This window comes from Bradyrhizobium sp. CCGUVB1N3 (assembly GCF_024199925.1).
Taxonomy (GTDB): Bacteria; Pseudomonadota; Alphaproteobacteria; order Rhizobiales; family Xanthobacteraceae; genus Bradyrhizobium.
In genome coordinates this window covers 2,778,604-2,804,044 of record NZ_JANADR010000001.1, presented here as the reverse complement: position 1 = coordinate 2,804,044, position 25,441 = coordinate 2,778,604, and the positions used below count along the sequence as shown (strand labels likewise).

General features: G+C 64.5%; 24 protein-coding genes. 14 read left to right on the top strand and 10 right to left on the bottom strand.

Annotated elements, in window-relative coordinates; translation table 11 throughout:
• Window positions 1-109: 109 nt before the first annotated feature.
• Entirely contained in the window at window positions 110-811 is a 702-nt protein-coding gene (locus NLM33_RS13245; RefSeq protein WP_254096483.1) for a GntR family transcriptional regulator, read from the bottom strand.
• A 183-nt stretch (window positions 812-994) separates the two neighbouring features.
• On the opposite strand from NLM33_RS13245, the gene NLM33_RS13240 reads away from it, so the two are divergent.
• The 4 genes from NLM33_RS13240 (at window position 995) to NLM33_RS13225 (ending at window position 5,835) form a co-directional block, all read left to right on the top strand.
• Window positions 995-2,713, top strand: coding sequence for an IlvD/Edd family dehydratase (locus NLM33_RS13240; RefSeq protein ID WP_254096482.1), 1,719 nt, complete (start codon window positions 995-997; stop codon window positions 2,711-2,713).
• A 60-nt stretch (window positions 2,714-2,773) separates the two neighbouring features.
• Window positions 2,774-3,769: a TRAP transporter substrate-binding protein gene (locus NLM33_RS13235; RefSeq protein WP_254096481.1), complete on the top strand. Its 996-nt coding sequence runs from the start codon at window positions 2,774-2,776 to the stop codon at window positions 3,767-3,769.
• A 153-nt stretch (window positions 3,770-3,922) separates the two neighbouring features.
• Complete coding sequence (locus NLM33_RS13230; RefSeq protein ID WP_254096480.1) at window positions 3,923-4,498, top strand: TRAP transporter small permease; 576 nt, start codon at window positions 3,923-3,925, stop codon at window positions 4,496-4,498.
• Window positions 4,495-5,835 carry a TRAP transporter large permease gene (locus NLM33_RS13225; RefSeq protein ID WP_254096479.1) on the top strand — a complete coding sequence of 447 codons (1,341 nt, stop codon included), beginning with the start codon at window positions 4,495-4,497 and terminating at the stop codon, window positions 5,833-5,835. The genes NLM33_RS13230 and NLM33_RS13225 overlap by 4 nt, the downstream gene beginning before the upstream one ends.
• Here NLM33_RS13225 and NLM33_RS13220 read toward each other — a convergent pair.
• Window positions 5,829-6,410, bottom strand: a complete 582-nt coding sequence (locus NLM33_RS13220; protein ID WP_254096478.1) for a histidine phosphatase family protein — start codon at window positions 6,408-6,410, stop codon at window positions 5,829-5,831. The genes NLM33_RS13225 and NLM33_RS13220 overlap by 7 nt on opposite strands.
• Complete coding sequence (locus tag NLM33_RS13215) at window positions 6,407-7,204, bottom strand: enoyl-CoA hydratase/isomerase family protein (RefSeq protein WP_254096477.1); 798 nt, start codon at window positions 7,202-7,204, stop codon at window positions 6,407-6,409. Before NLM33_RS13215 ends, NLM33_RS13220 begins: the two co-directional genes overlap by 4 nt.
• Before the next feature lie 245 nt (window positions 7,205-7,449).
• On the opposite strand from NLM33_RS13215, the gene NLM33_RS13210 reads away from it, so the two are divergent.
• Complete coding sequence (locus NLM33_RS13210; protein ID WP_254096476.1) at window positions 7,450-8,670, top strand: NAD(P)/FAD-dependent oxidoreductase; 1,221 nt, start codon at window positions 7,450-7,452, stop codon at window positions 8,668-8,670.
• Here the strand turns inward: NLM33_RS13210 and NLM33_RS13205 are convergent, their stop codons facing one another.
• Together NLM33_RS13205 and NLM33_RS13200 are read right to left on the bottom strand one after the other, a co-directional pair.
• Entirely contained in the window at window positions 8,671-9,588 is a 918-nt protein-coding gene (locus NLM33_RS13205) for a ribokinase (protein ID WP_254096475.1), read from the bottom strand. It lies immediately after the preceding gene.
• 32 nt (window positions 9,589-9,620) lie between these two features.
• The gene (locus NLM33_RS13200) at window positions 9,621-10,514 is read right to left on the bottom strand and encodes a sugar kinase (protein WP_254096474.1); all 894 of its coding nucleotides are present in this window, start codon (window positions 10,512-10,514) and stop codon (window positions 9,621-9,623) included.
• Between the two features lie 212 nt (window positions 10,515-10,726).
• Between NLM33_RS13200 and NLM33_RS13195 the strand changes: the two genes are divergently transcribed.
• From NLM33_RS13195 to NLM33_RS13155, 9 genes are all read left to right on the top strand, one after another.
• Window positions 10,727-11,575 (top strand): VOC family protein, encoded by an 849-nt coding sequence (locus NLM33_RS13195; RefSeq protein WP_254096473.1) that lies wholly within the window; start codon window positions 10,727-10,729, stop codon window positions 11,573-11,575.
• A 68-nt stretch (window positions 11,576-11,643) separates the two neighbouring features.
• Window positions 11,644-12,351, top strand: a complete 708-nt coding sequence (locus NLM33_RS13190; protein ID WP_254096472.1) for a TetR/AcrR family transcriptional regulator — start codon at window positions 11,644-11,646, stop codon at window positions 12,349-12,351.
• Between the two features lie 308 nt (window positions 12,352-12,659).
• Window positions 12,660-13,469 carry an ABC transporter permease gene (locus NLM33_RS13185; RefSeq protein ID WP_254096471.1) on the top strand — a complete coding sequence of 270 codons (810 nt, stop codon included), beginning with the start codon at window positions 12,660-12,662 and terminating at the stop codon, window positions 13,467-13,469.
• A gap of 55 nt (window positions 13,470-13,524) precedes the next feature.
• The gene (locus NLM33_RS13180) at window positions 13,525-14,517 is read left to right on the top strand and encodes an ABC transporter substrate-binding protein (protein ID WP_254096470.1); all 993 of its coding nucleotides are present in this window, start codon (window positions 13,525-13,527) and stop codon (window positions 14,515-14,517) included.
• A complete protein-coding gene (locus NLM33_RS13175; protein WP_254096469.1) occupies window positions 14,514-15,362 on the top strand; it encodes an ABC transporter ATP-binding protein in 849 nt (282 codons plus the stop codon). Before NLM33_RS13180 ends, NLM33_RS13175 begins: the two co-directional genes overlap by 4 nt.
• 217 nt (window positions 15,363-15,579) lie before the next feature.
• Window positions 15,580-16,989 carry a hypothetical protein gene (locus tag NLM33_RS13170; protein WP_254096468.1) on the top strand — a complete coding sequence of 470 codons (1,410 nt, stop codon included), beginning with the start codon at window positions 15,580-15,582 and terminating at the stop codon, window positions 16,987-16,989.
• Window positions 16,986-18,137: a Gfo/Idh/MocA family protein gene (locus NLM33_RS13165; protein WP_254096467.1), complete on the top strand. Its 1,152-nt coding sequence runs from the start codon at window positions 16,986-16,988 to the stop codon at window positions 18,135-18,137. Before NLM33_RS13170 ends, NLM33_RS13165 begins: the two co-directional genes overlap by 4 nt.
• 10 nt (window positions 18,138-18,147) lie before the next feature.
• Window positions 18,148-19,338, top strand: a complete 1,191-nt coding sequence (locus NLM33_RS13160; RefSeq protein ID WP_254096466.1) for a dihydrodipicolinate synthase family protein — start codon at window positions 18,148-18,150, stop codon at window positions 19,336-19,338.
• A complete protein-coding gene (locus NLM33_RS13155; protein ID WP_254096465.1) occupies window positions 19,338-20,201 on the top strand; it encodes a sugar phosphate isomerase/epimerase in 864 nt (287 codons plus the stop codon). The genes NLM33_RS13160 and NLM33_RS13155 overlap by 1 nt, the downstream gene beginning before the upstream one ends.
• Before the next feature lie 29 nt (window positions 20,202-20,230).
• On the opposite strand, the gene NLM33_RS13150 is transcribed toward NLM33_RS13155, so the two are convergent.
• The 5 genes from NLM33_RS13150 to NLM33_RS13130 all read right to left on the bottom strand — a co-directional run bounded on the left by NLM33_RS13150 (window position 20,231) and on the right by NLM33_RS13130 (window position 25,384).
• Complete coding sequence (locus NLM33_RS13150; protein WP_254105786.1) at window positions 20,231-20,419, bottom strand: Spy/CpxP family protein refolding chaperone; 189 nt, start codon at window positions 20,417-20,419, stop codon at window positions 20,231-20,233.
• Window positions 20,397-21,611: a Spy/CpxP family protein refolding chaperone gene (locus tag NLM33_RS13145; protein WP_254096464.1), complete on the bottom strand. Its 1,215-nt coding sequence runs from the start codon at window positions 21,609-21,611 to the stop codon at window positions 20,397-20,399. Before NLM33_RS13145 ends, NLM33_RS13150 begins: the two co-directional genes overlap by 23 nt.
• 572 nt (window positions 21,612-22,183) lie before the next feature.
• On the bottom strand, window positions 22,184-23,401 hold the full coding sequence (gene rocD, locus NLM33_RS13140; RefSeq protein WP_254096463.1) for an ornithine--oxo-acid transaminase: 1,218 nt from the start codon (window positions 23,399-23,401) through the stop codon (window positions 22,184-22,186).
• 63 nt (window positions 23,402-23,464) lie between these two features.
• On the bottom strand, window positions 23,465-24,067 hold the full coding sequence (locus NLM33_RS13135) for a potassium channel family protein (RefSeq protein WP_254096462.1): 603 nt from the start codon (window positions 24,065-24,067) through the stop codon (window positions 23,465-23,467).
• An 84-nt stretch (window positions 24,068-24,151) separates the two neighbouring features.
• Entirely contained in the window at window positions 24,152-25,384 is a 1,233-nt protein-coding gene (locus NLM33_RS13130; RefSeq protein WP_254096461.1) for a cytochrome P450, read from the bottom strand.
• Window positions 25,385-25,441 lie beyond the last annotated feature (57 nt).

Sequence of the window (25,441 nt, the reverse complement as noted above, 5' to 3'; positions counted from 1 at the left end):
CGATGGCTTGACAAACAGTTTTAAAGCTCGTCTCGGCATGCGTCGGTTCAAGCTGCGGTTGGTCCTATCCCTACATTCCATGCATACCGGGCACTGACATCCAGCTTATTTAAGGGGGCGCACCTTGGCGTTCAGTTTCATCGTCCGCGATGCGGGCGAGATAATCCGACTTGCTGAATTGCATGTGATCGACGCAGAGCTGCGCCAGGGCCCAGCTATCCCTGCCCTTCAGCAATTCGATCATCAGCTCGTGCTGGCGTCGTGACAGCGCCAGCCCGTCGCGGTCGGCGAGGTTCTTCGCGCGCATCGGCAGCGTCAGGTTCATGTAGTCCTGCAGCGAGCGCACCAGATAGGGATTGCCGCAGGCCGAGAACAGCGCGACGTGGAAGGCGTCGTTCGCTTCGTGGATGCCGCGCAGGTCCTGCGCCTCGGCCTTCGCGCAATAGTGCCGCTGTAGCTCGGTCAGCTCCTCGACCAGGGCTTGCGGCGCGGGCAGGGGGATCATCAGCGCGGCCTGCCGCGTCAGCATCTCCCGCACCTCGTAGATCTGCCGGACTTCCTCGGCCGAATAGAAGCGAACGGTAGCGCCGATATTCTTCTCGCGCCGGACGATGCCGCGCCGCTCGGCCTCCACAAGAGCCTGGCGGACGAAATGCCGCGAGGTGCCGTAGCGCGACATCAGCGCGTCCTCGGTCAGGCGCGCGGCCGGTGCGAAGCGGCCGAAGATGATGTCCTCCTCGAGCCGCGCGACCACGTCGTCGGGGTCCTCGCGCCGAAGTGCCGCCGGGCTCGCGCTCAAAATCTCCGTCATCCCCTTGGCCTCCCGGGCCGGGCCCGTGGTTCGGTCGCTCCTGTGGAGCAGGGAGGGAGTGGATTGTCAATAATCTGCCGTGCTCGGCGGAGTTTGGGTTGGAAAAAGGTCTAATAGCGGCCTCTGTTATTGACAATCAGGGGGCAGCCTGTACGACAATGCCGAGGCGAATGGAGTGGCATCATGACGAGTGGCTTGCGCAAGGGGCTGACGAGCTATGGCGATGCCGGCTTCTCGCTGTTCCTGCGCAAGGCCTTCATCAAGGCCATGGGCTATTCCGACGACGCGCTTGAGCGCCCGATCGTCGGCATCACCAACACCTACAGCGACTACAATCCCTGCCACGGCAACGTGCCGCAGATTATCGAGGCGGCCAAGCGCGGCGTGATGCTGTCGGGCGCGATGCCGTTCGTGTTCCCGACCATCTCGATCGCCGAGAGCTTTGCGCATCCAACCTCGATGTATCTCCGCAACCTCATGGCGATGGACACCGAGGAGATGATCCGCGCCCAGCCGATGGATGCGGTGATCGTGATCGGCGGCTGCGACAAGACGCTGCCTGCGCAGGTGATGGCCGCGATCAGCGCCGACCTGCCGACGGTGGTCATTCCCGTGGGGCCGATGGTTGTCGGCCATCACAAGGGCGAGGTGCTGGGCGCCTGTACGGACTGCCGGCGGCTGTGGGCGAAGTATCGCGCCGGCGACATCGACGATGCCGAGATCGAGGCGGTCAACGGCCGGCTCGCGCCATCGGTCGGCACCTGCATGGTGATGGGCACGGCCTCGACCATGGCCTGCATGATCGAAGCCATGGGCCTCTCGCTGCCGATGAGCGCGACGATCCCGGCGCCGCATGCCGAGCGCTTTCGCCTGGCGGAAGCGAGCGGCAAGGTCGCCGCCGAGATGGCCAAGACCAAGGGACCGAAGCCGAGCGAATTGCTGACGCCGGCGTCCTTCAAGAATGCGCAGGTCGTGCTCCAGGCGATCGGCGGCTCGACCAACGGCCTGATCCATCTAACGGCGATGGCGCACCGCTCGCCGCACCGGCTCGATCTCGACGCCTTCGACAAGCTCGGCCGCGAGGTGCCGGTGCTGGTCGACCTCAAACCGTCCGGCGAGCACTATATGGAGCATTTCCATCACGCCGGCGGCGTGCCGAAGCTGCTGGCGCAGCTCGGCGATCTCATCGATCTCGACGCCAAGACGATCTCGGGGCAGTCGCTGCACGATGTCGTCGCCAACGCGGAGGAAGTGCCGGGACAGGACGCGATCCGGCCGCGCGACAATCCGATCAAGCCCGAGGGCGGGCTCGCCGTCCTGCACGGCAATCTCGCGCCGCGCGGTGCCGTCATCAAGCAATCCGCCGCGAGCCCCAAGCTATTGCAGCACACCGGGCGCGCGGTGGTGTTCGAATCCGTCGCGGACATGACCTTGCGGGTCGACGATCCCGATCTCGACGTGACCGCCGATGACGTGCTGGTGCTGCGCAATGCGGGTCCGAAGGGCGCGCCCGGCATGCCCGAGGCAGGTTACTTGCCAATCCCGAAGAAGCTCGCGCGTGGCGGCACCAAGGACATGGTGCGCATCTCGGACGCGCGCATGAGCGGCACGGCGTTCGGCACCATCGTCCTGCACATCACGCCGGAATCCGCGGTCGGCGGTCCCCTGGCGCTGGTGAAGAACGGCGACATGATCCGGCTGGACGTTGCCAGGCGCAGCATCGAGCTTCTGGTTGACGATACGGAGTTCGCGCGGCGGCGGGCGGCGTTGAAGCCGGCGGCCGCGCCGGACGAAAGCAGGCGTGGCTATGCCTGGCTGTTCAACGAGACCATCTTGCAGGCCGACGAGGGCTGCGACTTCGATTTCATGCAGAGGACTGGACCAAAGACCGAGAAGGGGTGAGCGACCACCCGCAAAACTGTTCAGCCGCAAAAGCGGCGAACCATAAAACAGGGGGAGACGATGATTGCACGATCCATGCTTGGGCTGGCGGCAACGGCTGTGATCCTGTTCGTCACGGGCGCATCGGCACAGGAGGTGAAGCATTATCGCTTCGCCTATGACCAGCCGCGCAACACCGGCTATTCGATCGCCGGTGATCTCTTTGCGGACAAGCTCAAGGAATTGAGCAAGGGCACCATGATCATTGACCAATATCCCGGCGCGCAGCTCGGCCAGGAGCCGCAGGTGCTCCAGCTCGTGAAGTCGGGCGACATTGAATTCGCGATTATCTCCTCCGCCAACACCGCCACGATCTCGCCGCAGGCCGGCGTGATGTCGCTGCACTTCCTGTTCCGCGACGAAAATCACGTGATCAAGGGATTGGCCGATCCAAAAGTGTTCGAAGCGCTCAAGACGTTGATCGACGAGACCACGCAGGGCCTGCACCTGATCGCGACGGGCTCGCAGGGCGTGCGCCACATGTACTCCAAGCGGGAGATCCACAATGTCGGTGACATCAAGGGGCTGAAGGTCCGCGTGCAGGCGACTGCGACAGAGGACACCATGTTCCCGGCCTATGGCGCCCAGACGGTGCACATGCCCTTCGGCAGCGTCTACACCTCGCTGCAGACCGGCGTGGTCGACGTCGCTGAGAACAGCATCAACGTCTATCTCGTCAACAAGCACTACGAGGTGGCACCGGTGCTCAACATCACCGAGCACGAGGCCAACAACGCGCTGGTGTTCGTCTCCGACAAGCTCTGGCAGAGTCTTACGGCCGAGCAGAAGCAGTGGGTGCAGACCGCGGCCAACGAGATCAGCTCGAAGGAGCCGCAGAAAGCGTTCGAACTCGAGCGCAGCGCGGCCGAGAAGCTGAAGAAGATGGGCGTCAAGATCGTCGACAACGTCGACAAGAAGAGCTTTACCGCGTTCGCCGATCCCTATCTCGACAAGCTCGCCAAGGATCTCGGCCGGCACGCCGAGAAGATCAAGAACCTGATCCGGTCGATCAACTAGGCCGCAGATGCCACTGCCTCCACGAGTCGTCCCGGCGAAGGCCGGGACCCATACTCCGCGACGCAGCTTGTGGCACGATGGCTGTCTGCTTCTTTCAACAACGCGGAGCTGGGGTTATGGGTCCCGGCATTCGCCGGGACGACGGGGACGTTGATGGCCATCGCCGACAAGCTCGTCCTGACGCGGCAGCGTCACCTGAAGTGGCGTATCTTCGACTGGCTCGAGCTTGCGCTGATGATGCTTTGCGGCGTGCTGTGCTTCGGCTTCTCGCTGTCGGTGACCGCCGACATCGTCACCCGCACCATCGGTCATCCCTGGCTGTGGCTCCAGGAGGTCACCTCGACGCTGTTCATCTACGCGATCTTCATTGGCACGGCGGCCGCGACGCGGCGCAACGACCATCTCTATCTCACAGCGATCTCCGAGGCGATGCACGGCACGCCGCGGCTGATCGTCGAGGTCATCATCCGCATTGTCGTGCTCGGCGTTGCCGCCTGCCTGATCTGGTACGGCTATCTCAACTATCTTCGCGGCTTCGGCAGTTTTCGCCTGCCGTCGGGCACGCCGATCGCCTCGCTCTATGCCATCATTCCGGTGTCGGGCGTCCTGATCGGCCTGTTCACCGTCGAGCAGCTCGTCAACGGCCTGCGCAACGGTTTTGATCATCCCGAACCGCTGGACGAGGATCCCGCGCCTCCCGCAGCCAGTGAGACGAGGGTGCAGCCGTGAGCGCACCCGTCGTCCTGGTGTTGATGTCGTCCTGCTTCCTGTTCTTCGGCTATCTTGGCGTGCCCGTGCCGTTCTCGCTGATGGCCGGCGTCTTCATCGGCGCGATCCTGTCCGACGTTTCGCTCGCCGCCATCATCCAGAAGATCTTTGACGGCGTCGATTCCGAGGCGCTGCTGGCGATCCCGTTCTTCCTGCTGGTCGGCGAGCTCATGAGTTCGGCGAATGTGGTGGTAAGAATCGCGAACCTCTCGGTGTCGCTGGTCGGCCATATCAGGGGCGGGCTGTCGCAGGTCGTCGTCGTCTTCAGCATGTTCTTCTCGGAAATGTCGGGCTCGACGACGGCCGACGTCGCCGTGATGAGCCGCGCGCTCGGTGGCCCGATGAAGCGCGAGGGCTACGAGCCGGCGTTCATCGCCGCGATCATTGCGTCGGCCTCGACGATTGCCGCGCTGGTGCCGCCGAGCATCACCGCGGTGGTCTATGGCGCCGTCGGCAATGTTTCGATCGCCGGCCTGTTCATGGCGGGCGTCGTGCCCGGCCTGATGATCGGCTTCGGCCTGATGATCTATTGCTACTTCTTCGGCCCCTCGGGCCTGCGCAAGCCGCGCGCGCCGCTGCGGCAGGTGGTGTTCGCTGCCGGCGATGCGGCCCTGCCGCTGATGATCCCGGTCATCCTGCTCGGCGGCATTTTGACCGGCTGGTTCACGCCGACGGAAGCCGGCGTGGTTGCCGTGGCCTGGATCATCCTGGTCGTGATCCCCGCACTGAACCGCGGCCACTTCAGGAAGATTCCGTACGATTTCTGCCTCGCCGGGCTGATCTTCTCGCTGCCGCTGATCACGATCGGCGCCGCCAACGCCTTCGGCTGGATGCTCGCTTATTTGCGCGGCGCGAACTACATCGCGGAATGGATCACCTCGATCGCCGGCAACGATCCGCATTTGATCATGCTCTTGATGGTGTTGCTGTTCACCGTGGTCGGCGACTTCATCGAGCCGGTGCCGACCATCATCATCTTCATGCCGCTGGTCAACGCGCTGACGGAAGCGGGCGACATCAACGGCGTGCATATGGGCGTGGTGCTGATCGCAACGCTCGCCTTCGGCCTGATCACGCCGCCCTACGGCCTGGTGCTGCTGATGGCCTCGAAATTCGTCGGGATCAGCTTTGCCAAGGCGCTGCGCGCCGCATTGCCGATCTATGTCGTGTTCTTCGCCACTATCGCCTTTGCGATCTATTTTCCGAGCGTGGTTTTGTGGCTGCCGCGGCAAGTGCTTCCCGAGTCGGTCGGCTGCTTCAAGTCGCCGGCGGGCACGGGCTATATCTGCCCTCAGTAGCGAACTTCCTCGACGCTCCACCCCTGCCGTGAGGGCACGTACCGAAAGGGCGTGCCGTGGCGGTTCTGGAAAAAGCCGCCGCACAGCGACCGCGCAAGCGCCTGCATCACTGCATCATGGCAGACGAACAGGATGTGCTCGTCGGGGTGCCGCTCCAGCCACCCCGACACGCAAGCCAGCGACCGTTCGGTGACGACATCCCAGGCTTCACCGTCGGCGGGCAGAATGGATATGAGGCCCTCGGCCGATTTGACGCCGTGCTTCTCCATGGCGGCGCGGACGGATAGTCCCTCGAAGCTGCCGAAATCGCACTCGATGATGCGGTCGTCGATCGTCAACGGCGCCGAGATCGCGGCTGCAATGATCTCGGCCGTTCTTGCCGCGCGCACCAGCGGACTGGTGACGATGCGGCTGATGCCGACGCCGCGCAGCACGTCTCCGGCTGCATGGGCTTGCGTGAGGCCATCCGCGTTCAGCGGATTGTCGGTCCGTCCCTGGAAACGTCCCTCGCGATTCCAGTCGGTCGCGCCATGACGGAGGCCGTAGAACGAGCGTGATGGGGTCAGCACCTTCATTTCGACTTGCTGGTGAATTTCTTCACGGCGACGCGAAAATCATCCGTGTGCATCGCCATGATGATCTTGTGCTCCTCGGCATCGAGCTGCTGTCTCACCGGCGTCGTCGCGGCCTGATAGACCAACGATTTTGTTCCCGCGATTGCGGCTGGCGGATTTTGCGCGAGACGCTCTGCGAGCTGCCGCGTGGCGGCCTTGAGCTCAGCCGCGGGAACGACCTTGGCGACGAGGCCCCATTCTTGGGCCTGCTGTGCGGTAAAGCTGTCCTCCACGAGGAATATCTGCAGCGCGCGCCTTGTGCCGACGGTTCCGACGATCCCGACTGTGCTGCCGCCGTCCGGCGACACGCCGATCTTGGCATAGGCCGGCGTGAACTTGGCATCTTCCGCGGCGATACAGAGGTCGGTGACGAAGGCGAGCCCCATGCCGGCGCCGGCGGCCGAGCCGTGCACGCTCGAGAGCGACAATTTTGGCATGCGCCTGAGCGTCTCGATGAAGGCGTGATAATGCTTCAACAGCTCGCCCACGACCGGCGTTACCGTGTTGGCTTCGGCCGCGGCACCGATGGTCTGCAAATCGCCGCCGGCGCAGAAGGCGCGGCCTTCGCCTTCGATGACGACGACCCTGATCGCGTCGGAAGCCTCGATCTCGGTGGCGATCTGCTCGAGCCTCTGCGCGATCGCGAGATTGATCGAGTTGAACGCGGCGGGGCGGTTGAGCGTGATGGTGGCGACGGAGCCGTCGATGCGCAGCAGCGCGGCGTCGTCGGAATGGGAGGCAGTGGATACGGACATGGCAAAATCCCCGGCAAGAGGTCTTTGCCGCAACTAAATCGCAGAAGGCGAGGGGAGACAATCCCCACCGCCGGATGCTGCCAGTCGCTCTTGCGTTACCGGGAACGATAGGGTCAAATGGCGGTGCCATCGTTTAGGGACGGACACGAGCGCCGGCTCCTCGACCGACAAGGCCAGCGAGCCAAAATCAGTGAGAGAGGAGACGACATGGGTAACGCTCGTGTCCAGAAAGTTGGGCTGTTCCGATGACGGATGGTTCGGTGATTATCGTCGGCGCGGGCCATGGTGGCTACCAGGTCGCCGCGTCCCTGCGTCAGTCCGGCTTTGCCGGTCGCGTCTGCTTGATCAATGACGAGGCACATCTGCCGTATCAGCGGCCGCCTTTGTCCAAGGCCTATATCAAGGGCTCGGCTGGCCCTGAAAGCCTGATGTTCCGGCCGGAGAAATTCTATACCGACCAGAAGATTGAGCTGATCGCGGGCCGCGTGACCTCGATCGACCGCGCCGGGCGCAAGGTTCACCTCGCCTCCGGCGACATGCTCGATTACGGCCACCTCGTGCTGGCGACGGGCGCGCGCAACCGGCTGCTCGATCTGCCCAACGCCAATCTTCCTGATGTCAAATACCTGCGCATCCTCGACGAGAGCGAGGCGTTGCGAAAGATCATCCCGTCGAAGACACGGGTCGTGGTGATCGGCGCGGGCTTCATTGGACTCGAATTCGCGTCGACCGCCCGGATCAAGGGCCTGGAGGTCGACGTGCTCGAGCTCGCGCCGCGCGTGATGGCGCGGGCGGTGACGGCGGAGGTCTCGGAATATTTCCAGGAGCGCCATCGCGAGGCCGGCATCCGCATTCATCTCGGCGTGCAGGCGACCAGCATCGAGGCCGAGGACCGCAAGATCACCGGCGTGTCCTTAAGCGACGGCCGTCATCTGCCGGCGGATCTCGTCGTGGTCGGCGTCGGGGTGCTGCCGAATATCGAGCTTGCGGCAGAGGCGGGGCTTGCGGTTGCCTCCGGCATCATCGTCGACGAATATCTCCTGACAGCCGATCCGAACATCTCGGCGGTCGGCGATTGTGCGCTGTTCGCGAGCCCGCGTTTCGGCGGCTCGCTGCGGCTGGAGTCGGTGCAGAACGCTACCGACCACGCCCGCTGCGTGGCGGCGCGGCTGACCGGCGACAGGAAGGTCTATGACGGCCAGCCCTGGTTCTGGAGCGACCAGGGCGACGACAAGCTGCAAATCGCGGGGCTGACCACAGGCTACGACCGCGTCGTGCTGCGCGGCGACCCCACGAAGAAGGCGTTCTCGGCCTTCTGCTACAAGGGCGACAAGCTGCTCGGCATCGAGTCCATCAACCGCGCCGGCGACCACATGTTCGGCCGCCGCCTGCTCGGCATGGACCGCTCGCTCGCGCCCGACAAGGCCGCGGACGAGACTTTCGATTTGAAGAGCGCGCTGGCTTGATCAGCCTTTGTTGAGGACGGCGGAAACTTCTTCCGCCGTCGGCATCGAGGGGCCGGCACCCATGCGCTGCACGGAGATCGAGGCGGCGGCGTTGGCAAAGGCGAGCGCGTCGCGCAAGGCTGCGCCATCCGCAAGCTGCGCCGCCAGCGCGCCGACGAAGCAATCGCCGGCGCCGGTGGTGTCGACCGCCCGCACCACGCGGCCCGGCACGACCAGCTCCTCGCGGCCGGCGAGCGCGACAACGCCGCGCTTGCCGAGCGTGACGCAGATGGTCTGGTCCGGGCCAGCCTGAAGTCTGCGCGCCACGTCGATGATCCGCGCGACCTCGTCGCCGTCTGACAATTCGGTTCCCGCGAGCAGGCCAAGCTCGGTCTCGTTCAGCACGAGGACGTCGACCAGCTCGAGCAGGTCGCGGCCGAATTTCTGTGCCGGTGCCGGGTTGAGCAGCGTCCGCGCCTGCGCCGCGCGGGCACGCCGGAAGAAGGCGGCAATCGTCGGCAGCGGAATCTCGAACTGGCTGACCGCGACATCGTCCTTCGCCAACGGCGCGACACCGACGTCCTCGGCGCTGACCAGCGCATTGGTGCCGGGAATGACGACGATGGTGTTGTCGGCCTCGGCGACGGTGATGATGGCGGTGCCGGTGTGGGCCTCCGCCGTCTCCTGGACATAGCCAAGATCGATGCCTTGACCGCCGAGGAACGCCTTCAGCTCCGCGCCGAAGGAGTCTTTGCCGAGCCGGCCGATCAGCGTGGTCCGTGCGCCGAGTCTTGAGGCTGCGACCGCTTGGTTGGCACCCTTGCCGCCCGGGAAGTATAGCACCTGCTTGCCGGCGACGGTCTCACCGACCCTGGGATGGCGATCGGCAGTCGCCACCACATCCATATTGATGCTGCCGGCGACGAAGACGCGCCCCATGTGATACCCCAGATGCGAAACTACGGCGAAGACTAAACCCTGACCTCGAATTCCTGCCTGACTTTGGCGATGTCGACAAGGGTCGGCAAGCCGGCCTCGTTGCCGAGGCGCTGGATCTTGAAGGTCGAGGCGGCGCGGGCGAAGTCGAAATGCTCGCGCCAGCTTTTGCCGGGGTGGGCGAGGTAGGAATAGATGTAGGCGCCGTGGAACACATCGCCGGCGCCATTGGTGTCGATCACGCGCTCGCGCGGAATTGGCATGGCGGGCATGATGTCGACCGCCCCGGTCTCGTTGTACCAGAGCAGGCCCTTCTCACCCATGGTGACGCCGCCGATCCTGCAGCCGCGGCTCTTGAGGTAATCGAGCATCTTGTCCGGTGTCAGGTCCATCTGCTCGCACAGCCGCTCCGCGACGATCGCAACATCGATGAACTCCAGGAGCTCATGCGTGTTGGTGCGCAGGCCGCCGCCGTCGAGCGAGGTCAAGATGCCGGCCTCGCGGCAGACTTTTGCGTAGTGGATCGCTGCATCGGGCTGGTGGCCGTCGATGTGCAGCGCGCGGCAGCTGCCGAGATTGAGGATCGGGAAGGGGTGGATGTGGTGATCGTCGCGGCAGCGGACGATGGCGCGCTTGCCGTCCTTGGGCATGATGAAGGACAGCGAGGACTGGTTGACCTTCCGGTTGTGCAGCGAGATCGCATATTTCGCGCACATGTCCTGGAACATCCGCCCGAGCCAGTCATTGGCGACGGTCGCGATAAGGTCGGGCACGATTCCCAGCTTGGCGCAGCAGAAAGCCGCAGTTACCGCATTGCCGCCGAACGAGACCGCGTAAGCATCCGCCACGTGCTTCTCGTCGCCGGTCGGCATGTGGTCGGTAATGAAGGTGACGTCGATATAGGTCTGTCCGATAAAGAGAGCCTGCATTGGTTGTCCGTGATGCGCTGGGTGGTCCCGGCCGGCGGCACTACATTAGCACCGCTTCCGCGGATGGAACGCGGAAATTATTCGCACAGGCACCGCCCTCGGCGCTTGAGGTGAGCATAGGGCCGGAATACGACCATCGCTGGGCAATGCCAAGCCCGGACAAATGCCGTATTTCGACCCGTTGTTCCGGGGCGGTCAAATAGGGGGGAATAATGATCACCGGCCTCGATCACGTGGTCGCCCTGGTCAGCGATATCGGCGCCGCCAAGGCCGCCTATCAGACCCTGCTGGCACGGGCGCCGGCCTGGCAGAACTCCGGCGACGGCGCCGATCGCGTGCTGTTCACCCTCGACAATATGACGCTGGAATTGATGGCGCCGAGCGGCTTCAGCGTCACCGCCGACCGGATGCGTGCGCTGCTGGACGACCACGAGGGCGTGCTCGCAAGCCTGTGCTTCCGCGTCGCAGACGTCGGCAAGATGCACCGGCGGCTCGACCGTGTGGCGCTGAAGCCGGAGCCGGTCGTGGAGGTCGAGAGCCGCGACGCCGAGAGCGGCGCGGTGCTGCACTGGAAGCGCACCCGCACGGCCACCGAGCTCACGCGCGGCGTGCGCATGTTCTTTCTCGAGCTCGCCGAGCAGCGCCCGATTTCAGATGTGACCGACGTCGGCCCGATCGAAGGGCTCGACCACGTCGTGGTCGCGACCGAGGATTCCGAGCGTGCCGCGGCGCTCTATGGCGCCCGGCTCGGGCTCGATCTGGCGCTCGACCGCTCGCATCACGACTGGGGCCAGCTGATGTTCTTCCGCTGCGGCGACCTCATCGTCGAGGTGGTGCGCCGGCCGGTCGCGGGCGGCGACCTCAGTCATGACCGGCTCTGGGGCCTGAGCTGGCGCGTCGCCGACATCGAAGCGACCCGCGCCCGCCTGATCGCCGCGGGCGTCGACGTCAGCGAGGTGCGCAACGGCCGAAAGCCGGGCACGCGGGTGATGACGGTGCGCAGCCGCACCTGCGGCATCCAGACGATCCTCCTCGAGCGCGCACCGAAGCCGGCGGCGTGATCGCTCGCATTCTCAAATCCTTGTGCGCGTGATACATGCAATCGGACAGGCATCGGCGGGCAACCGGTTTGGCGAAGGCAAAACGAGCTCTCAAATGGCAGCGTGACCCGGAAGGGATGCGGCTCCGCATCCTCGAAGCGGCGAAGCAGGAGTTTTCGGCCCATGGCCTTGCGGGGGCCCGCGTCGACCGCATCGCGGCCAAGGCCGGCGCCAACAAGCGCATGCTCTACTACCACGTCGGCAAGAAGGACGAACTTTATCTTGCGGTGCTGGAGGGCGCCTATGAGAAGATACGCAACGAGGAGCGGGGGCTCGATCTCGAGCATCTCGATCCGCCCGAGGCCATCAAGCGGCTGATCGAGTTCACCTGGAATTACTTCCTGCAAAATCCCGAATTCCTGTCGCTGCTCCAGACCGAGAATCTTTCGCGCGCAAGACATCTGAAGCGCTCGACCAAGGTCAAGTCGATGCACTCGCCCTTCGTCGAGATGATCCGCACCGTGGTTCGCCGCGGCGTCGAGAGCGGCGACTTCCAGATCGCGGTCGATCCGGTGCAGCTCTACATCTCGATCGCGGCGCTCACCTTCTTCTATCTCTCCAACAGCGCCACGCTGAGCGTGATTTTCGGCCGCGACCTGCTCGGGAAAGACGCCAAGGAGGAGCGGCTCGCGCATATGATCGGTCTCGTGCTGGCGGCGCTGACCGGGCGCTCGGCGGAATTGTTCGGCATGGTCAAGGCGTCGAAACGGCGCGTCCCGCAGCACCAGCCGGTCTAGCGTCCGACGCGACGGCAAACCAAACCTCGAAAACAACCCCATGCAAAGTAGCCGGCGGCCGCCGGTCCAACGCCTTGCGCGTTGCGCGAAGCCTTTGACGCGTCGGGCAAATCAGCAGCGCGCGATCATCGACATGCGCAGGAGCGGGCGAACGGAGCGGAACCCGTCGATCGCCCTTGATATCCGATCAAGCTCTCGGAATGCCGGGTCGGGCAGGCGCCACAAAACGCCACAGGGAAAGCGCTGGACAGTATTTATCCAACAAGTTAATTTCTCCCGAGAACGAAAAAGAAGACCGGGAGTGAGACGTGGCGGAGGTCAGACCGCAAGGCGCGCTGTCGAAGATGCTGAATGCCGCCTGGGTGCGGCCGTTCCTGTTCCTGGTGTTCGTCGTCATTGCCTGGGATCTCGCGATCCGGCTGTTCAGGATCCCCGCCTACCAGATCCCGGCACCGGCCGACGTCGTCGCCGTGCTGCGCACCGATTGGCCGGAACTGTTGCGGCAGTCCTGGCCGACGACCTATGCGACGATCTGCGGCTTCCTGCTGTCCGCGCTGTTCGGCATTCCCGTGGCGATGCTGATCGCGGGCTCGAAGACGGTGGAGAGCTACGTCTATCCGCTTCTGGTGTTCTCGCAGTCCGTGCCGAAGATCGCGATCGCGCCCTTGTTCGTGGTCTGGTTCGGCTTCGGCATCATTCCAAAAGTGATTTCCGCATTCCTGCTCGGGTTCTTCCCCGTCGTTGTCTCCGCCGTGCAGGGCTTCAAATCGGTCGATCCTGACATGGTCGATCTCGCCCGCGCCATGCAGGGCAGCCGCTTCCAGGTGTTCCTCGCGGTGAACCTGCCGCATGCGCTGCCGGCGATCTTCTCCGGCCTGAAAGTCTCGGTGACCCTCGCCGTGGTCGGCGCCGTGGTCGGCGAGTTCGTCGGTTCCAATTCCGGCATCGGCTACGTCATGCAGCGCTCGATCGGAACGTTCGACCTGCCGACGATGTTCGCGGCGCTGGTCATCCTGGCGCTGCTCGGCGTGGTGCTGTTCTGGATCGTCGACCGCATCGAGCGCCTCGTCATTCCCTGGCATGTCAGCCAGCGCGAGGATGTCATTTTCGCCTCATAAGCCAACCAGCGGCCAGCAACGGCCGAAGCCAAAAAAGGGAGTGGGAGGAGTAGCGATGAAGCGGTTGATAGGAGCTGTCTCGGTGGCGCTGATGGCGCTCGGCGTCGCGCCGGCGCAGGCCGCCGACAAGGTCGTGCTGATGCTCAACTGGTACGTCTATGGCGAGCACGCGCCGTTCTACTACGGCAAGGCCAAGGGCATCTACGCCGCCGAAGGCATCGACCTCGAGATCCAGGAAGGCCGCGGCTCGGCGGCAACAACGCAGGCCGTTGCGGCCAAGACCGCCGACTTCGGCTATGTCGACGTGCCCACCATGATGCGCGCCGCGATCAAGGGCGCGCCTGTGATCGCGACCGGCGTGTTGCTCCAGACCAGCCCGATGTCGGCGATGGGGTTCGTCGACAAGAACATCAGGAAGCCCGAGGACATCAGGGGCAAGACAGTGGCGATCACGCCCGCGGACTCGATGACGCAGATCTGGCCGCTGTTCCTGAAGAAGACGGGCCTGAAGGAGAGCGAGTTCCAGACCGTTGCCGGTGACGGCCAGACCAAGCTCAACGCCGTCGTCAACGGCCAGGCCGATCTCCTCCTCGGCTACGTCATGGACCAGTCGATGAAGATCAAGGATGCGACCGGCAAGGACGTCTATCCGATCAAGTTCGCCGACTACGGCATCAACATGGTCTCCTCGGGCATCATCGCCAACGCGGACTACGTGAAGGCCCATGCAGATCTCGTCCGCCGCTTCATGTCGGCGACGACCAAGGCGGTGGAAGCCGCCGAGAAGGACCCAAAAGCTGCCGCGCAGTCGATCCTCGACGCCAATCCGAAGGGCGGCAAGATCGACACGCTGACGCAGGGCTTCGAGCTGACCATTCCGCTCTACCGCACGCCGGAGACCAAGAACAAGCGCCCGTTCCAGGTCACCGACCAGAATATGACCGATACGGTCAACCTGCTGGTCGACTATGGCGGTCTCGACGCCAAGGCCAAGGAGAACCCGAAGGCGTTCTACACCAACGACTACCTGCCGAAGGGCGACTCGTGAAATCGGCGGCCAGACCAAGCGACGCCGTGCAGCCGGCCGCTCATCTGCGACTGGTGAGCGACCGGGCCGGCAGCGAAGCATCGGGCATTACGCTGTCCGGCGTGTCCAAAACCTACAGATCGCGCGACGGCGACGTGCCGTCGCTCAAGCCCCTCGACTTCCGCATCAACGAGGGCGAATTCTTCGTCGTGGTCGGCCCGTCCGGCTGCGGCAAGTCCACGCTGCTGAAACTGATCTCCGGGCTCTTGCCGCCGTCGAGCGGCGAGATCCAGGTCGACGGCGAGACGGTGACGAAGCCGCACGGCAATGTCGGCATCGTCTTCCAGAACGCGCTGCTGCTGCCCTGGCGCAACATCCTCTCCAACGTGATGCTGCCGATCGACATGAAGCGGCTGCCGCGGGCGAAATATCTCGAGCGCGCAAAGCAACTATTGAAGCTGGTCGGCCTTGAAGGTTTTGAGAAGAAGCTGCCCTGGCAGCTCTCCGGCGGCATGCAGCAGCGCGCCTCGATCTGCCGCGCGCTGGTGCACGATCCCAAGATCATGCTGATGGACGAGCCGTTCGGTGCGCTCGATGCCCTGACGCGCGAGCGCATGAATGTGGAGCTGATGCGGATCCAGCGCGAGACCGGTAAGACGGTGCTGCTGATCACGCATTCGATTCCGGAGGCCGTGTTCCTCGCCGATCGCGTCCTGGTCATGACCGAGCGGCCTGGCGCGATCGCGGCGATCTATGACGTGCCGCTGCCGCGCCCGCGCTCGCTCGACGTGATGGCCGATCCCGTCTTCACCGAACTCGTGCAACGCATCCGCAAGCATTTCTTTACGCAGGGGTCGCTGGACTAAGGCTTGATGTGATGTCTTTTGATCGCGACCACAAGAACGGTGCGCTCCCTCCCCCGCTTGCGGGGGAGGGTTGGGGAGAGGGTGCATCCGCAATCGAGAACCCCCAAGAGGAGAAAGCCCTCACCCGGCGCTACGCGCCGACCTCTCCCGCAAGCGGGAGAGGTGCACCGTCATCGCGGCTCAATCTGTCTCCATCAACTCCATATGCCCTGGGACCATGCCTGTGCGCCTGAAGCTGCGAGACCTCGCATTCTTCGAACGGCCCGTGCGCTTCGCGCGGCCGTTCCGTTTTGGCGCTGTTACGGTCAACGCAACGCCGCAGATCTTCGTCCGGGTCGAGATCGAGGTCGAGGGCAAGGGGACGGGTGAGGGAACCGCAGTCGGCGCCAGTGCCGAGCTGATGGTGCCGAAATGGTTCGACAAGCGGCCCGAGCTGTCGCCGGAGCAGACGGTCGATGAGCTCAGGCGTTCGCTCGGGATCGCGCGAGGGCTCTATCTGGCGCAATCCGGATTCCATACCGCATTCGGCCTGCACGCCGCCTGTATCGGTGCACATGTTGCCGCCTGCGCGAAAGGTGACATCCCAGCGCTCGCGGCTGCCTATGGCCCCGCCGAGATCGACAAGGCCATCCTCGATGCGCTGCTGCGGGCAGCCGGGACGAATTTCTTCGATGGCATGGCCGAGAACATCGCCGGCGTCGATGCCCGGCTTGCGCCCGAACTGGTCCGCGCCGACATCGCAAAATTCCTGGGCGACCGTAAGCCGCTGCCGCGGGTCGCGGTCAGGCATACGGTTGGTCTCGACGACAATATCGAAGGGAAGGGCGGCGTCGCTGATGCGCAGGAAAACGGCGGGGCGCGCTATTTCAAGCTCAAGCTTTCCGGCGATCCGCAAGATGATGCAAGGCGGCTGGCGCGCATCGGCACCGAGCTTGCGGCGCGCGGACATGGCTACAAGGTCTCGCTCGACGCCAACGAACAATACGCCGATCTCGCCGCGCTCCGTGCGCTGCTCGATCGTCTCGACCGGGACGCGGCGCTGCGGCCGATCGCGGCACAACTGCTCTACATCGAGCAGCCGATGCCCCGCGATATCAGCCGGCAGACGCCGCTCGGCTCGCTCGCGGCACGCAATTTCATCATCGACGAAGCTGACGATGCCTACGACGCCTTCCCCGCGGCACGGGCGCTGGGCTATCGCGGCATTTCGTCGAAATCCTGCAAGGGCCTCTACAAGTCGATCATCAACGCGACGCGCGCGGCGAAGTGGAGCGCCGGTGGGGAGCGGTTTTTCATCACCAGCGAGGATCTGACCTGCCAGGCGGGCCTGGCCGTGCAGCAGGATCTCGCGCTCGGCGCGTTCATCGGCATCGCCCATGCCGAGCGCAACGGCCATCATTATGTCGACGGCTTTGGCGATGCGCCTGCGGCCGAGGCACAAGCCTTCGCCGCTGCGCATCCCGATCTCTATGCCGATACCGGCCAAGGCGTCCGGCTCAAGATTCACGACGGCGATCTCCTGACGGGATCGCTCGCCACACCGGGCTTTGCGACGTCGGTCCATCCGGACTGGTCGGCGCTGGCACCGCTCGAACAGCCAGGATCACTTCAGGAGCAATTGGCATGACCACGCAACGCCTCGGCCTCATCATGAACGGCGTCACCGGCCGCATGGGGCTCAACCAGCATCTGATCCGCTCGATCGTCGCGATCCGCGACCAGGGCGGCGTCCGCTTGAAGAACGGCGACCGCGTGATGCCTGATCCGATCCTGGTCGGCCGTAGTGCCGACAAGGTCGAGCGGCTGGCCAGACAGTTCAACATCACGCGCTGGACCACCGATCTCGATGCGGCGCTCGCCGACAAGAACGATAGCGTGTTCTTCGACGCCGCGACCACGCAGGCGCGGCCGAACCTGCTGACCCGCGCCATCAACGCCGGCAAGCACGTCTATTGCGAGAAGCCCATTGCGACCAATTTCGAGGAAGCCGTCGAAGTGGTGCGGCTCGCCAACGCGAAGGGCGTCAAGCACGGCACGGTGCAGGACAAGCTGTTCCTGCCGGGATTGAAGAAGCTCGCATTCCTGCGCGATTCCGGATTCTTCGGCCGCATCCTCTCGGTGCGCGGCGAGTTCGGCTATTGGGTGTTCGAAGGCGGCTGGCAGGAGGCGCAGCGGCCATCCTGGAACTATCGCAATGAGGATGGTTGCGGCATCATCCTGGATATGGTCTGCCACTGGCGCTACGTGCTCGACAACCTCTTTGGCGACGTCGAAAGCGTGGTCTGCATCGGCAATACCGACATCCCCGAGCGCTATGACGAGCAGGGACAGAAGTACAAGGCGACGGCCGATGACTCCGCCTACGCCACCTTCCAGCTCAAGGGCGGCATCATCGCCCATATCAATATGTCCTGGGTAACGCGCGTCTATCGCGATGATCTCGTCACCTTCCAGGTCGACGGCACGCTTGGCTCTGCGGTGGCGGGCCTCACCGACTGCGTGATCCAGGCACGCCAGGCGACGCCCCGGCCGGTGTGGAATCCCGACGAGAAGCGGCTGCATGATTTCTATGGCGACTGGCAGAAGCTGCCGGACAACGTCTCCTACGACAACGGCTTCAAGGAGCAGTGGGAGATGTACATCCGGCACGTCTTCGAGGATGCGCCGTACAAGTTCACGCTGCTCGAAGGCGCCAAGGGCGTGCAGCTCGCCGAATGTGCGCTGAAGAGCTGGAAGGAGCGGCGCTGGATCGACGTCGCACCGATCAAACTCTGAGGAGGGAGCCATGAACAAGCCAGTCCCGCCGATGTCGTCTTTGTCGCTCAAGCTGCCCAGGGCCGATCGCTCGATCGAGACCTATCGGCTCGCCGCCTCGCGCAGTTTCCCTGCAAAGCTCGAGGGTACGCTGAACCGCGTTGCGTTCTCGGCCGCGCACATGGTGGCCGATCCGCTCGCCGACAACGATCCCTGGCTCTCCGCCGCCATCGACTGGGACAAGACCATTGCCTTCCGCGAGCACGTCTGGGATCTCGGCCTTGGTGTTGCCGAAGCCATGGACACTGCGCAGCGCGGCATGGGGCTGGACTGGCCGACCTCGCTGGAATTGATCACGCGTTCGGTTGCGGCCGCAAAGCCGCGCAATGCGCTGGTGTTCTCGGGGGCGGGCACCGATCACCTCGCGGTCGAGGATGCCAAAGGCATCGACGATGTGATCCGCGCCTATGAGGAACAAATTGCGGCAATCGAGAAGATCGGCGGCCGCATCATCCTGATGGCCTCGCGCGCGCTGGCAAAGCTCGGCCGCAATGCCGAGGACTACGCCAAGGTCTATGACCGCGTATTGTCGCAAGTCCGCGAGCCCGTGATCATCCACTGGCTCGGCGACATGTTCGATCCGGCCCTGACGGGCTATTGGGGCACCCAGGATCTGGACAAGGCGATGGACACCGCCGTCGCGATCATCAACGGCAATGCCGCCAAGGTCGATGGCGTCAAAGTCTCGCTGCTCGACAAGCAGCGCGAGATCGACATGCGCCGTCGCCTCGACAAGCGCATCAAGATGTATACCGGCGATGACTTCAACTATGCGGAGCTGATCGCCGGCGACGCGCAGGGCTTTTCGCACGCACTGCTCGGCATCTTCGATGCGATCGCGCCGGCGGCCTCCTATGCGCTGTCGCGGCTGGCGGCCGGCGATGAGGCCGGCTTCCACGATGTGCTCGGGCCGACGGTGCTGCTGTCGCGTCACATCTTCAAGGCGCCGACGCGCTTCTACAAGACCGGCGTGGTCTTCATGGCCTATCTGAATGGTCATCAGGATCATTTCACGATGGTTGGTGGCCAGGAGAGCGCGCGCTCGACATTGCATCTGGCCGAGCTGTTCCGGCTCGCCGATCAGGCCGGGCTGCTCGCCAATCCGGAAGCCGCGACACAGCGGATGAAGACCGTGATGGCCTCGCGCGGAATCGAAGCCTGATGCGCGACTTCTCTTCTGATCATCGCTGGCTGTCGCTGAACACGGCAACGGTCCGCAAGCAGGGCGACCTCGTCGCCATCATCGATGCCTGCGCGCGGCACGGCATCCGCGCCATCGATCCCTGGCGCGATCAGGTCGCCGCCGTCGGGCTCGATCGCGCCGTACAAGCGGTGCGCGACGCCGGGCTGGAACTCTCCGGCTATTGCCGCGGCGGCATGTTCACGTCCGACGCTGCGCGCCGCGCGGAGGTGCGCGACGACAATCGCCGCTGCGTGGACGAAGCCAAGTCGCTCGGCGCCTCCTGCATTGTGCTGGTCGTCGGCGGCCTGCCGCAATATTCGCGGCCGGGCAGTGGCGCCTCGAAAGATATCGTCGCAGCGCGTGCGCAGGTCGAGGATGCTCTCGGTGAAATGCTCGATTATGCCAGGCAGGCAAAACTGCCGCTTGCGATCGAGCCCCTGCATCCGGCCTATGCCGCTGACCGCGCCTGTGTGAACACGACAAAACAGGCGCTCGACATCTGCGATCGGCTCGACCCAGGTCGCAGCGGCATGCTTGGCGTTGCGCTCGACGTCTATCACATCTGGTGGGATCCCGAGCTGATGGCACAGATCGCGCGCGCGGGCCGGGACCGCCTGCTTGCGTTCCATGTCTGCGACTGGCTGGTGCCGACCAAGGACATCCTCAACGACCGCGGCATGATGGGCGACGGCGTCATCGACATCAAGCGGTTGCGCGACGCGGTTGAGGCTCAAGGCTACGCCGGCTATTCCGAGATTGAGATATTCTCCAACGGCTGGTGGGACAAGCCGATGGATGAGGTGCTGCGCACCTGCATCGCGCGGCACCGGACCGTGGTTTAGAATCATGTCTCAAGCAACGCTGGTGGCAATCACTGGCTTGCCGTCCGGGGCATCGTGTTGAAGCGCGCCTTCTGCTCGCTGCTCAGCGTCGCGTAGAACTCGTCCAACGCAGGCTGCACCCGATTGGCCGCCTCCAGCATGGCTTCGAGTCGCTTCTGCATCGCTTCCAGCCGCCCGACTGGTGTCAACGGTACCTCATCCGGGCAGGCAGCTTGCAGCCCTTGAACCGCTTGTTTCGTCGCGTCGCTCAGGCGGTCGAGCGCTTCCTTCTGCTTGCCCGGCCGGCTGTACCACTGCGTCGATCCGTTCGATCGGCAGCTGCGTCAGGCTTGATTTCGGATCGCCGCAGTTCCCGGGCTGAGCATTTGCTTCCTGCTGCTGGGGTTGCTGTTGCGAAGGCTCGCCGACATTGGGACCGAGCGCGTTGAAACGCGCCTGCTGCTCGTCGCTGAGCGAACCATAGAATTTCTCGAGCGCCGGCCGAACGATCTTCACCGCCTCGAGCGTGGCGCTGACGCGGCTCGTCATCGCGCGCAGGCGGCCGGGCGGCGTCAGCGCATAGGAATCGTTGCAGGATTGCTTGAATGCATCGGCAGCCTGTGCCGCCGCGGCCTTCAAGTCGTCGAGCAGGCTGCGCTGCTCGGGCGTCGGCCGGACCGCCTGCGTGATCGACGCGATCGGCCAGGCAGTCACGCCCTTGTCCGGAGCGTCGCACAATTGCCGTAGCGCCTGCGGGCTTGCGCTGGTGCCCCGTCGCGCGCGGTAGCTGCCACCGGTCTGCGGATAGTCATACGGGTTGGTGCTGGCATAGGCGGAATAGGCGCCATCCCCGCCCCAGAACACGGTGTCGACGAAGTCGTCGTAGGCATAGGCCCAGTAGCCGGGTTCGTACGCGTAGGACCAGAACGTGTAGTCAAAAATGTCGGAGTAGGCATACGGCCAGAACACCGGCCCCAGCCACGCCACGAAGACCGCAGGATGGCGGTGCCGCCATGCCTGCCGGGGAGCCCAGCCGCTCTGGCGGGTGATGAGCGCCGCCTGGCTTTGCGCAGTAGCCTGCTCGCGGAAGCGTTGCGCAAATCGCCCGCGCTCGGCGGCCTGCACGGCGGCGGCTCGCCCAGCTGCCGCGGGCTCAGGTCCCAACCGCTGCAGGCGCGCCTGATCGCGCTGCTGCATGCCTTGCTCGCGCTGGAGTAGGCGATTCTGCGTCTGCAGCATCCGCTCCTGTGCACGTTGCGCCCGCATGCCTTCCGGCTTCTGCGACTGCAATTGCTGGACGCGCTGTTGCATCCGATCGATGCGGGTCTGACGCTCCGCGCTCTGGCGCGACAGCGCGTCGCGCTGCCGTTGCTGAACCATTTGCTGGCGCTGCTGGATCTGCTGCTGGTGCTGTTGCGCGCGCTGTTCCATCTGCTCCTGTCGCGACGGCCGCGCGCTCACGGTCGGTGGCGCGCTTGGGCGTGAGGGGGCGGCGATATGCGGCGTCGGCCGCGGCGCCATGGCCGGACGCTGTGGCGCTGCTTGCGGGTGATGGAATTCAGGTCGCGGGGCCGCCACGTGCGGGGCAGCTCGCGGCGGCGGCGCAGCGAAGTGTGGGGTCGGACGCGGCGGCGGTGAGGCGATGTGAGGCGCCGGATGTGGCGCCATCGCGGGGCGCTGCGGCATGGCCGGTGGATGGAACGCCGGCGCGGCGGGATGCGCCATGGCTGGCGGCGCCGCCGGACGGGCCATCGCAGGTGGCGCGGCTGGGCGCGCAGCCGGTGCCGGTGGTCCACCCCTTCCATGGTGGTCCTGGGCGGCCGCACTGAGGCTCGCCGCGACTATCGAGACACTAACCAAAAACGCCGAAAAGCAAACACCACGCGGAAGCATGATCGCAACTCCACGCTCGTCCCCGTCGCCCGCAATCGTTCAACGCGCAGGTGACGATATCGTTCGTTGTCAACGACAACCTGCCTTGCGGTTTTCCGACGCAGGCCGCCTCAGGGAAAATCCCGCGTCAGTGTGGTGGCGAAGCGTTCCAGCGCCCAGTCGACCTGATCACTGGTGATCACCAGTGGCGGAGCGATACGGATCGTGTGCTCATGGGTATCCTTGGCGAGGATGCCTTCAACCTGCAGAGCCTCGCAGTAGCGGCGCGCGGGGCCGGCCTCCGGATGTAGTTCGACCGCCAGCATCAGTCCGCGTCCGCGCACGTCGCGGACGGTGTTGGCGCGGATGCTTCTGAGGCCTTCCAGAAAACGTTCGCCCTGCACCGCGGCGTTCTCGATCATCCCTTCCTCGACGAGCACGCGGAGCGCTGCGCGCGCCACGGCACATGCGAGCGGATTGCCGCCAAACGTCGAGCCGTGCTGGCCAGGCTTCAGCGTGCCGAGGACTTCGTTGTTCGAAAGCACGGCCGAGACGGGATAGAAACCGCCTGACAAGGCTTTGCCGAGCAGCGTCACGTCCGCCTCGATGCCTTCGTGCTGTTCTGCGAGCAGCTTGCCGGTGCGGCCGAGCCCGGTCTGGATCTCGTCAAGGATCAGCATCACCTCATGAGTCGTGCAGAGCTCGCGGACCCCTGTGAAATAGCCTGCCGGCGGAACGATGACGCCGGCTTCGCCTTGGATCGGCTCGACCAGGAAGGCGACGGTGTTCGGCGTGATCGCCTCCTCGAGGGCTGCCGCATCGCCAAATGGAATGATCCTGAAGCCTGGTGCGAACGGTCCGAAGTGTCCGCGCGTTGCCGGATCGGTCGAGAAGCCGACCACACCAAGCGTGCGTCCGTGGAAATTGTTGGCGCAGACGATGATCTCGGCTTGCCCGTCCGGCACCCCCTTCACCTCATAGCCCCATTTGCGCACGGACTTGATCGCGCTCTCCACCGCCTCGGCCCCGCTGTTCATCGGCAGCACCTTGTGCGAGCCGGTCAGCTCCGCAATCTCCTCGTAGAACGGGGCGAGCTGGTCGTTGTGGAATGCACGCGAGGTCAGGGTCAGTCGGCCCGCCTGCTCGACCATGGCGGCCAGAATCTTCGGGTGGCAGTGGCCCTGGTTGAGAGCCGAATAGGCGGAGAGGCAATCCAGATAGCGGTTGCCCTGGGTGTCCCATACGAAGACGCCTTCGCCGCGCGACAAGACGACGCCGAGCGGCTCGTAATTGCGGGCGCCGAAACGCGCCTCTCTCGCGATGAAATCAGCGACTGGCGGATTGCTCATCCTTCGTCACTCCAGCTTGTCAGCCTCACGCATTCTAGCCGAAAATGCGCGACATGTTCAAACTCACTCCTTGTCGCGGTGCTCGAGCTCCAGCGTCACCAGCCTCGCCAGCAGGGTCGCGGGATAGAGCTGTCCGAATATGGCCTCGAGATTGCAAAGGCTGCGAACGATGGGGTGCACCGGCGAGACGTCGCCGTAGCCGGTCGTCGTCATCGTCGCGAAGCTGAAATAGATCACCTGGCTTGCCAGCGCCGGACTATCCTCGACCTTCATGCCCGAGAAGGCCTCCGGCACGAGCGATCCGATAAAGGTGAAAAGCGCTGCGAAGATCACGGCGACCGTGAAGTAGAGCAGAACGGCGCCGACGACGCGATGATAGTTGATGCGTCCAGGCCCGAAGGTCGCACGCGCCACCGCCCAGGCCATGGTGACGCCGACGATGAACCAGGCGCCGGCGAAGAGGTTGAGGTCGAGCAGCGAGGGCGAGTGGAATCGCAGGACGGCGCCGGTGACGATCATGACGAGTGCGAGCAGCATCGCCCCGACCGCGATCGGACTCGCCGAGATGATGAAGATGCCGCAAACGAGCAGCAGGGCGAGCACGAGCTCGGAGACCTGAAAGGCGAAGATCCCGAGTGCCTGCAACGGTGCAACGACAAACATCATGACGACGAGAAGCCCCGTCAGTGCAGCAGGGGATCGGCCCAGCGATCGCGCAAGCTCTCGATCTTCATGGAATCCTCGCCTGTATCAACCGATCGTGCACGGCACGCTGAGGAAGCCGCGGAAGCGGACGCGGCCACCACGTACGGGCTTCCCGCTCAAGGCATAGTTCGGGAAGCGCGCGAGGAAGCGCGAAATCGCGATCGTGCCTTCCAGCCGCGCCAGCGCCATGCCGGCACATTGATGCGCGCCGGTGGCGAAGGCGAGATGGCGGTTCGGCGTGCGCGCGATGTCGAAGACTTCAGGATCAGGAAATTGCGCTGGATCGCGGTTCGCGGCGCCAATGCACAGCGTGATCGACGTGCCGGCCTCCAGCGTCACGCCGCCGAGTTCCACCGGTTCGGTGGTCATGCGGTTGCCGAGCTGGTTCGAGCTCTCGTAGCGCAGCATCTCCTCGACCGCCGTCTTGATCAGGTCGGGGTTCTGGATCAGCCGCTGCTTCTGGTCCGGGTGGCGGTCGAGTGCCACGAGGCCATTGCCGATCAGATTGGTGGTGGTCTCGTGGCCGGCATTGAGCAGGAAGATGCAATTGTGCAGCAGCTCGGTCTCGGTCAGTCGTTCGCCATTGTCCTCGCCGCTACCTTCTCCTTGGATCAGGCGCGTCAGCACGTCGCGCTCGGGGTTGCCGGGCTTCCGGCGGCGCCGCGCGACCAGCGTTTCGAGATAGGCGAGGAAACCCTTCACCGCCTGATTGCCGCGCGCAAAGGCGTCCGGCGAGATGACCGGCTCGAGTGCGCCGAGAATCGCCAGCGACCAGTCGCGCAGCGGCTCGCGCTCGTCATGGGGGACGTCGAGCAGGTTGCCGATCACCTCGATGGGGATGGAGGCGGCGAAGTCGCCGATCAACTCGCAGTTGCCCTTGGCGGCGATGGCGTCCAGCAAGCGGTCGACCAGCGCGACCAGGTCGCTCTCCATGCTGGCGATCGCGCGCGGCGACAGCGCGCCCATGATCAGGCGCCGCACGCGGGTGTGCGCGGGCGGATCGTTGAAGACCAGGCTCGTGGTGTGGTGTTCGTAGAGCAGGGAGGCGCCGTATTTCGGCGCGAACTCCTTCTTCTTGTCCGAGCTGAACGATCTCGTGTTCTTGTAGGTGGTGACGAGATCGTCATAGCGCGTCAGGAACACCGTGCCGTTCGGCAGGCGCTTGACCGGCTCGTTTTCCCGCAGTGCACGATAGGTCGGATAGGGGTTGTCGTAGAACTCGGGCGTCAGCCGCTCCAGGTCGAAGCTCGCAGCCAGCTCTCTCGCGTGTGCGTCCATCCCGTTATACTCACCGGTTAAAGCCGATATGCCGTTATTGTTCTTCGAACGATGCAT

Bases quoted from the DNA above. Each gene is read 5' to 3' on its own strand.
- NLM33_RS13240 (WP_254096482.1), top strand. From the start codon at position 995: ATGACGAGTGGCTTGCGCAAGGGGCTGACGAGCTATGGCGATGCCGGC.
- NLM33_RS13210 (WP_254096476.1), top strand. From the start codon at position 7,450: ATGACGGATGGTTCGGTGATTATCGTCGGCGCGGGCCATGGTGGCTAC.
- NLM33_RS13160 (WP_254096466.1), top strand. From the start codon at position 18,148: ATGAACAAGCCAGTCCCGCCGATGTCGTCTTTGTCGCTCAAGCTGCCC.
- NLM33_RS13195 (WP_254096473.1), top strand. From the start codon at position 10,727: ATGATCACCGGCCTCGATCACGTGGTCGCCCTGGTCAGCGATATCGGC.
- NLM33_RS13245 (WP_254096483.1), bottom strand. From the start codon at position 811: ATGACGGAGATTTTGAGCGCGAGCCCGGCGGCACTTCGGCGCGAGGAC.
- NLM33_RS13235 (WP_254096481.1), top strand. From the start codon at position 2,774: ATGATTGCACGATCCATGCTTGGGCTGGCGGCAACGGCTGTGATCCTG.
- NLM33_RS13135 (WP_254096462.1), bottom strand. From the start codon at position 24,067: ATGATGTTTGTCGTTGCACCGTTGCAGGCACTCGGGATCTTCGCCTTT.
- NLM33_RS13145 (WP_254096464.1), bottom strand. From the start codon at position 21,611: ATGGAACAGCGCGCGCAACAGCACCAGCAGCAGATCCAGCAGCGCCAG.
- NLM33_RS13205 (WP_254096475.1), bottom strand. From the start codon at position 9,588: ATGGGGCGCGTCTTCGTCGCCGGCAGCATCAATATGGATGTGGTGGCG.
- NLM33_RS13130 (WP_254096461.1), bottom strand. From the start codon at position 25,384: ATGGACGCACACGCGAGAGAGCTGGCTGCGAGCTTCGACCTGGAGCGG.
- NLM33_RS13155 (WP_254096465.1), top strand. From the start codon at position 19,338: ATGCGCGACTTCTCTTCTGATCATCGCTGGCTGTCGCTGAACACGGCA.
- NLM33_RS13200 (WP_254096474.1), bottom strand. From the start codon at position 10,514: ATGCAGGCTCTCTTTATCGGACAGACCTATATCGACGTCACCTTCATT.
- NLM33_RS13170 (WP_254096468.1), top strand. From the start codon at position 15,580: ATGCCTGTGCGCCTGAAGCTGCGAGACCTCGCATTCTTCGAACGGCCC.
- NLM33_RS13165 (WP_254096467.1), top strand. From the start codon at position 16,986: ATGACCACGCAACGCCTCGGCCTCATCATGAACGGCGTCACCGGCCGC.
- rocD (WP_254096463.1), bottom strand. From the start codon at position 23,401: ATGAGCAATCCGCCAGTCGCTGATTTCATCGCGAGAGAGGCGCGTTTC.
- NLM33_RS13215 (WP_254096477.1), bottom strand. From the start codon at position 7,204: ATGTCCGTATCCACTGCCTCCCATTCCGACGACGCCGCGCTGCTGCGC.
- NLM33_RS13220 (WP_254096478.1), bottom strand. From the start codon at position 6,410: ATGAAGGTGCTGACCCCATCACGCTCGTTCTACGGCCTCCGTCATGGC.
- NLM33_RS13180 (WP_254096470.1), top strand. From the start codon at position 13,525: ATGAAGCGGTTGATAGGAGCTGTCTCGGTGGCGCTGATGGCGCTCGGC.
- NLM33_RS13230 (WP_254096480.1), top strand. From the start codon at position 3,923: ATGGCCATCGCCGACAAGCTCGTCCTGACGCGGCAGCGTCACCTGAAG.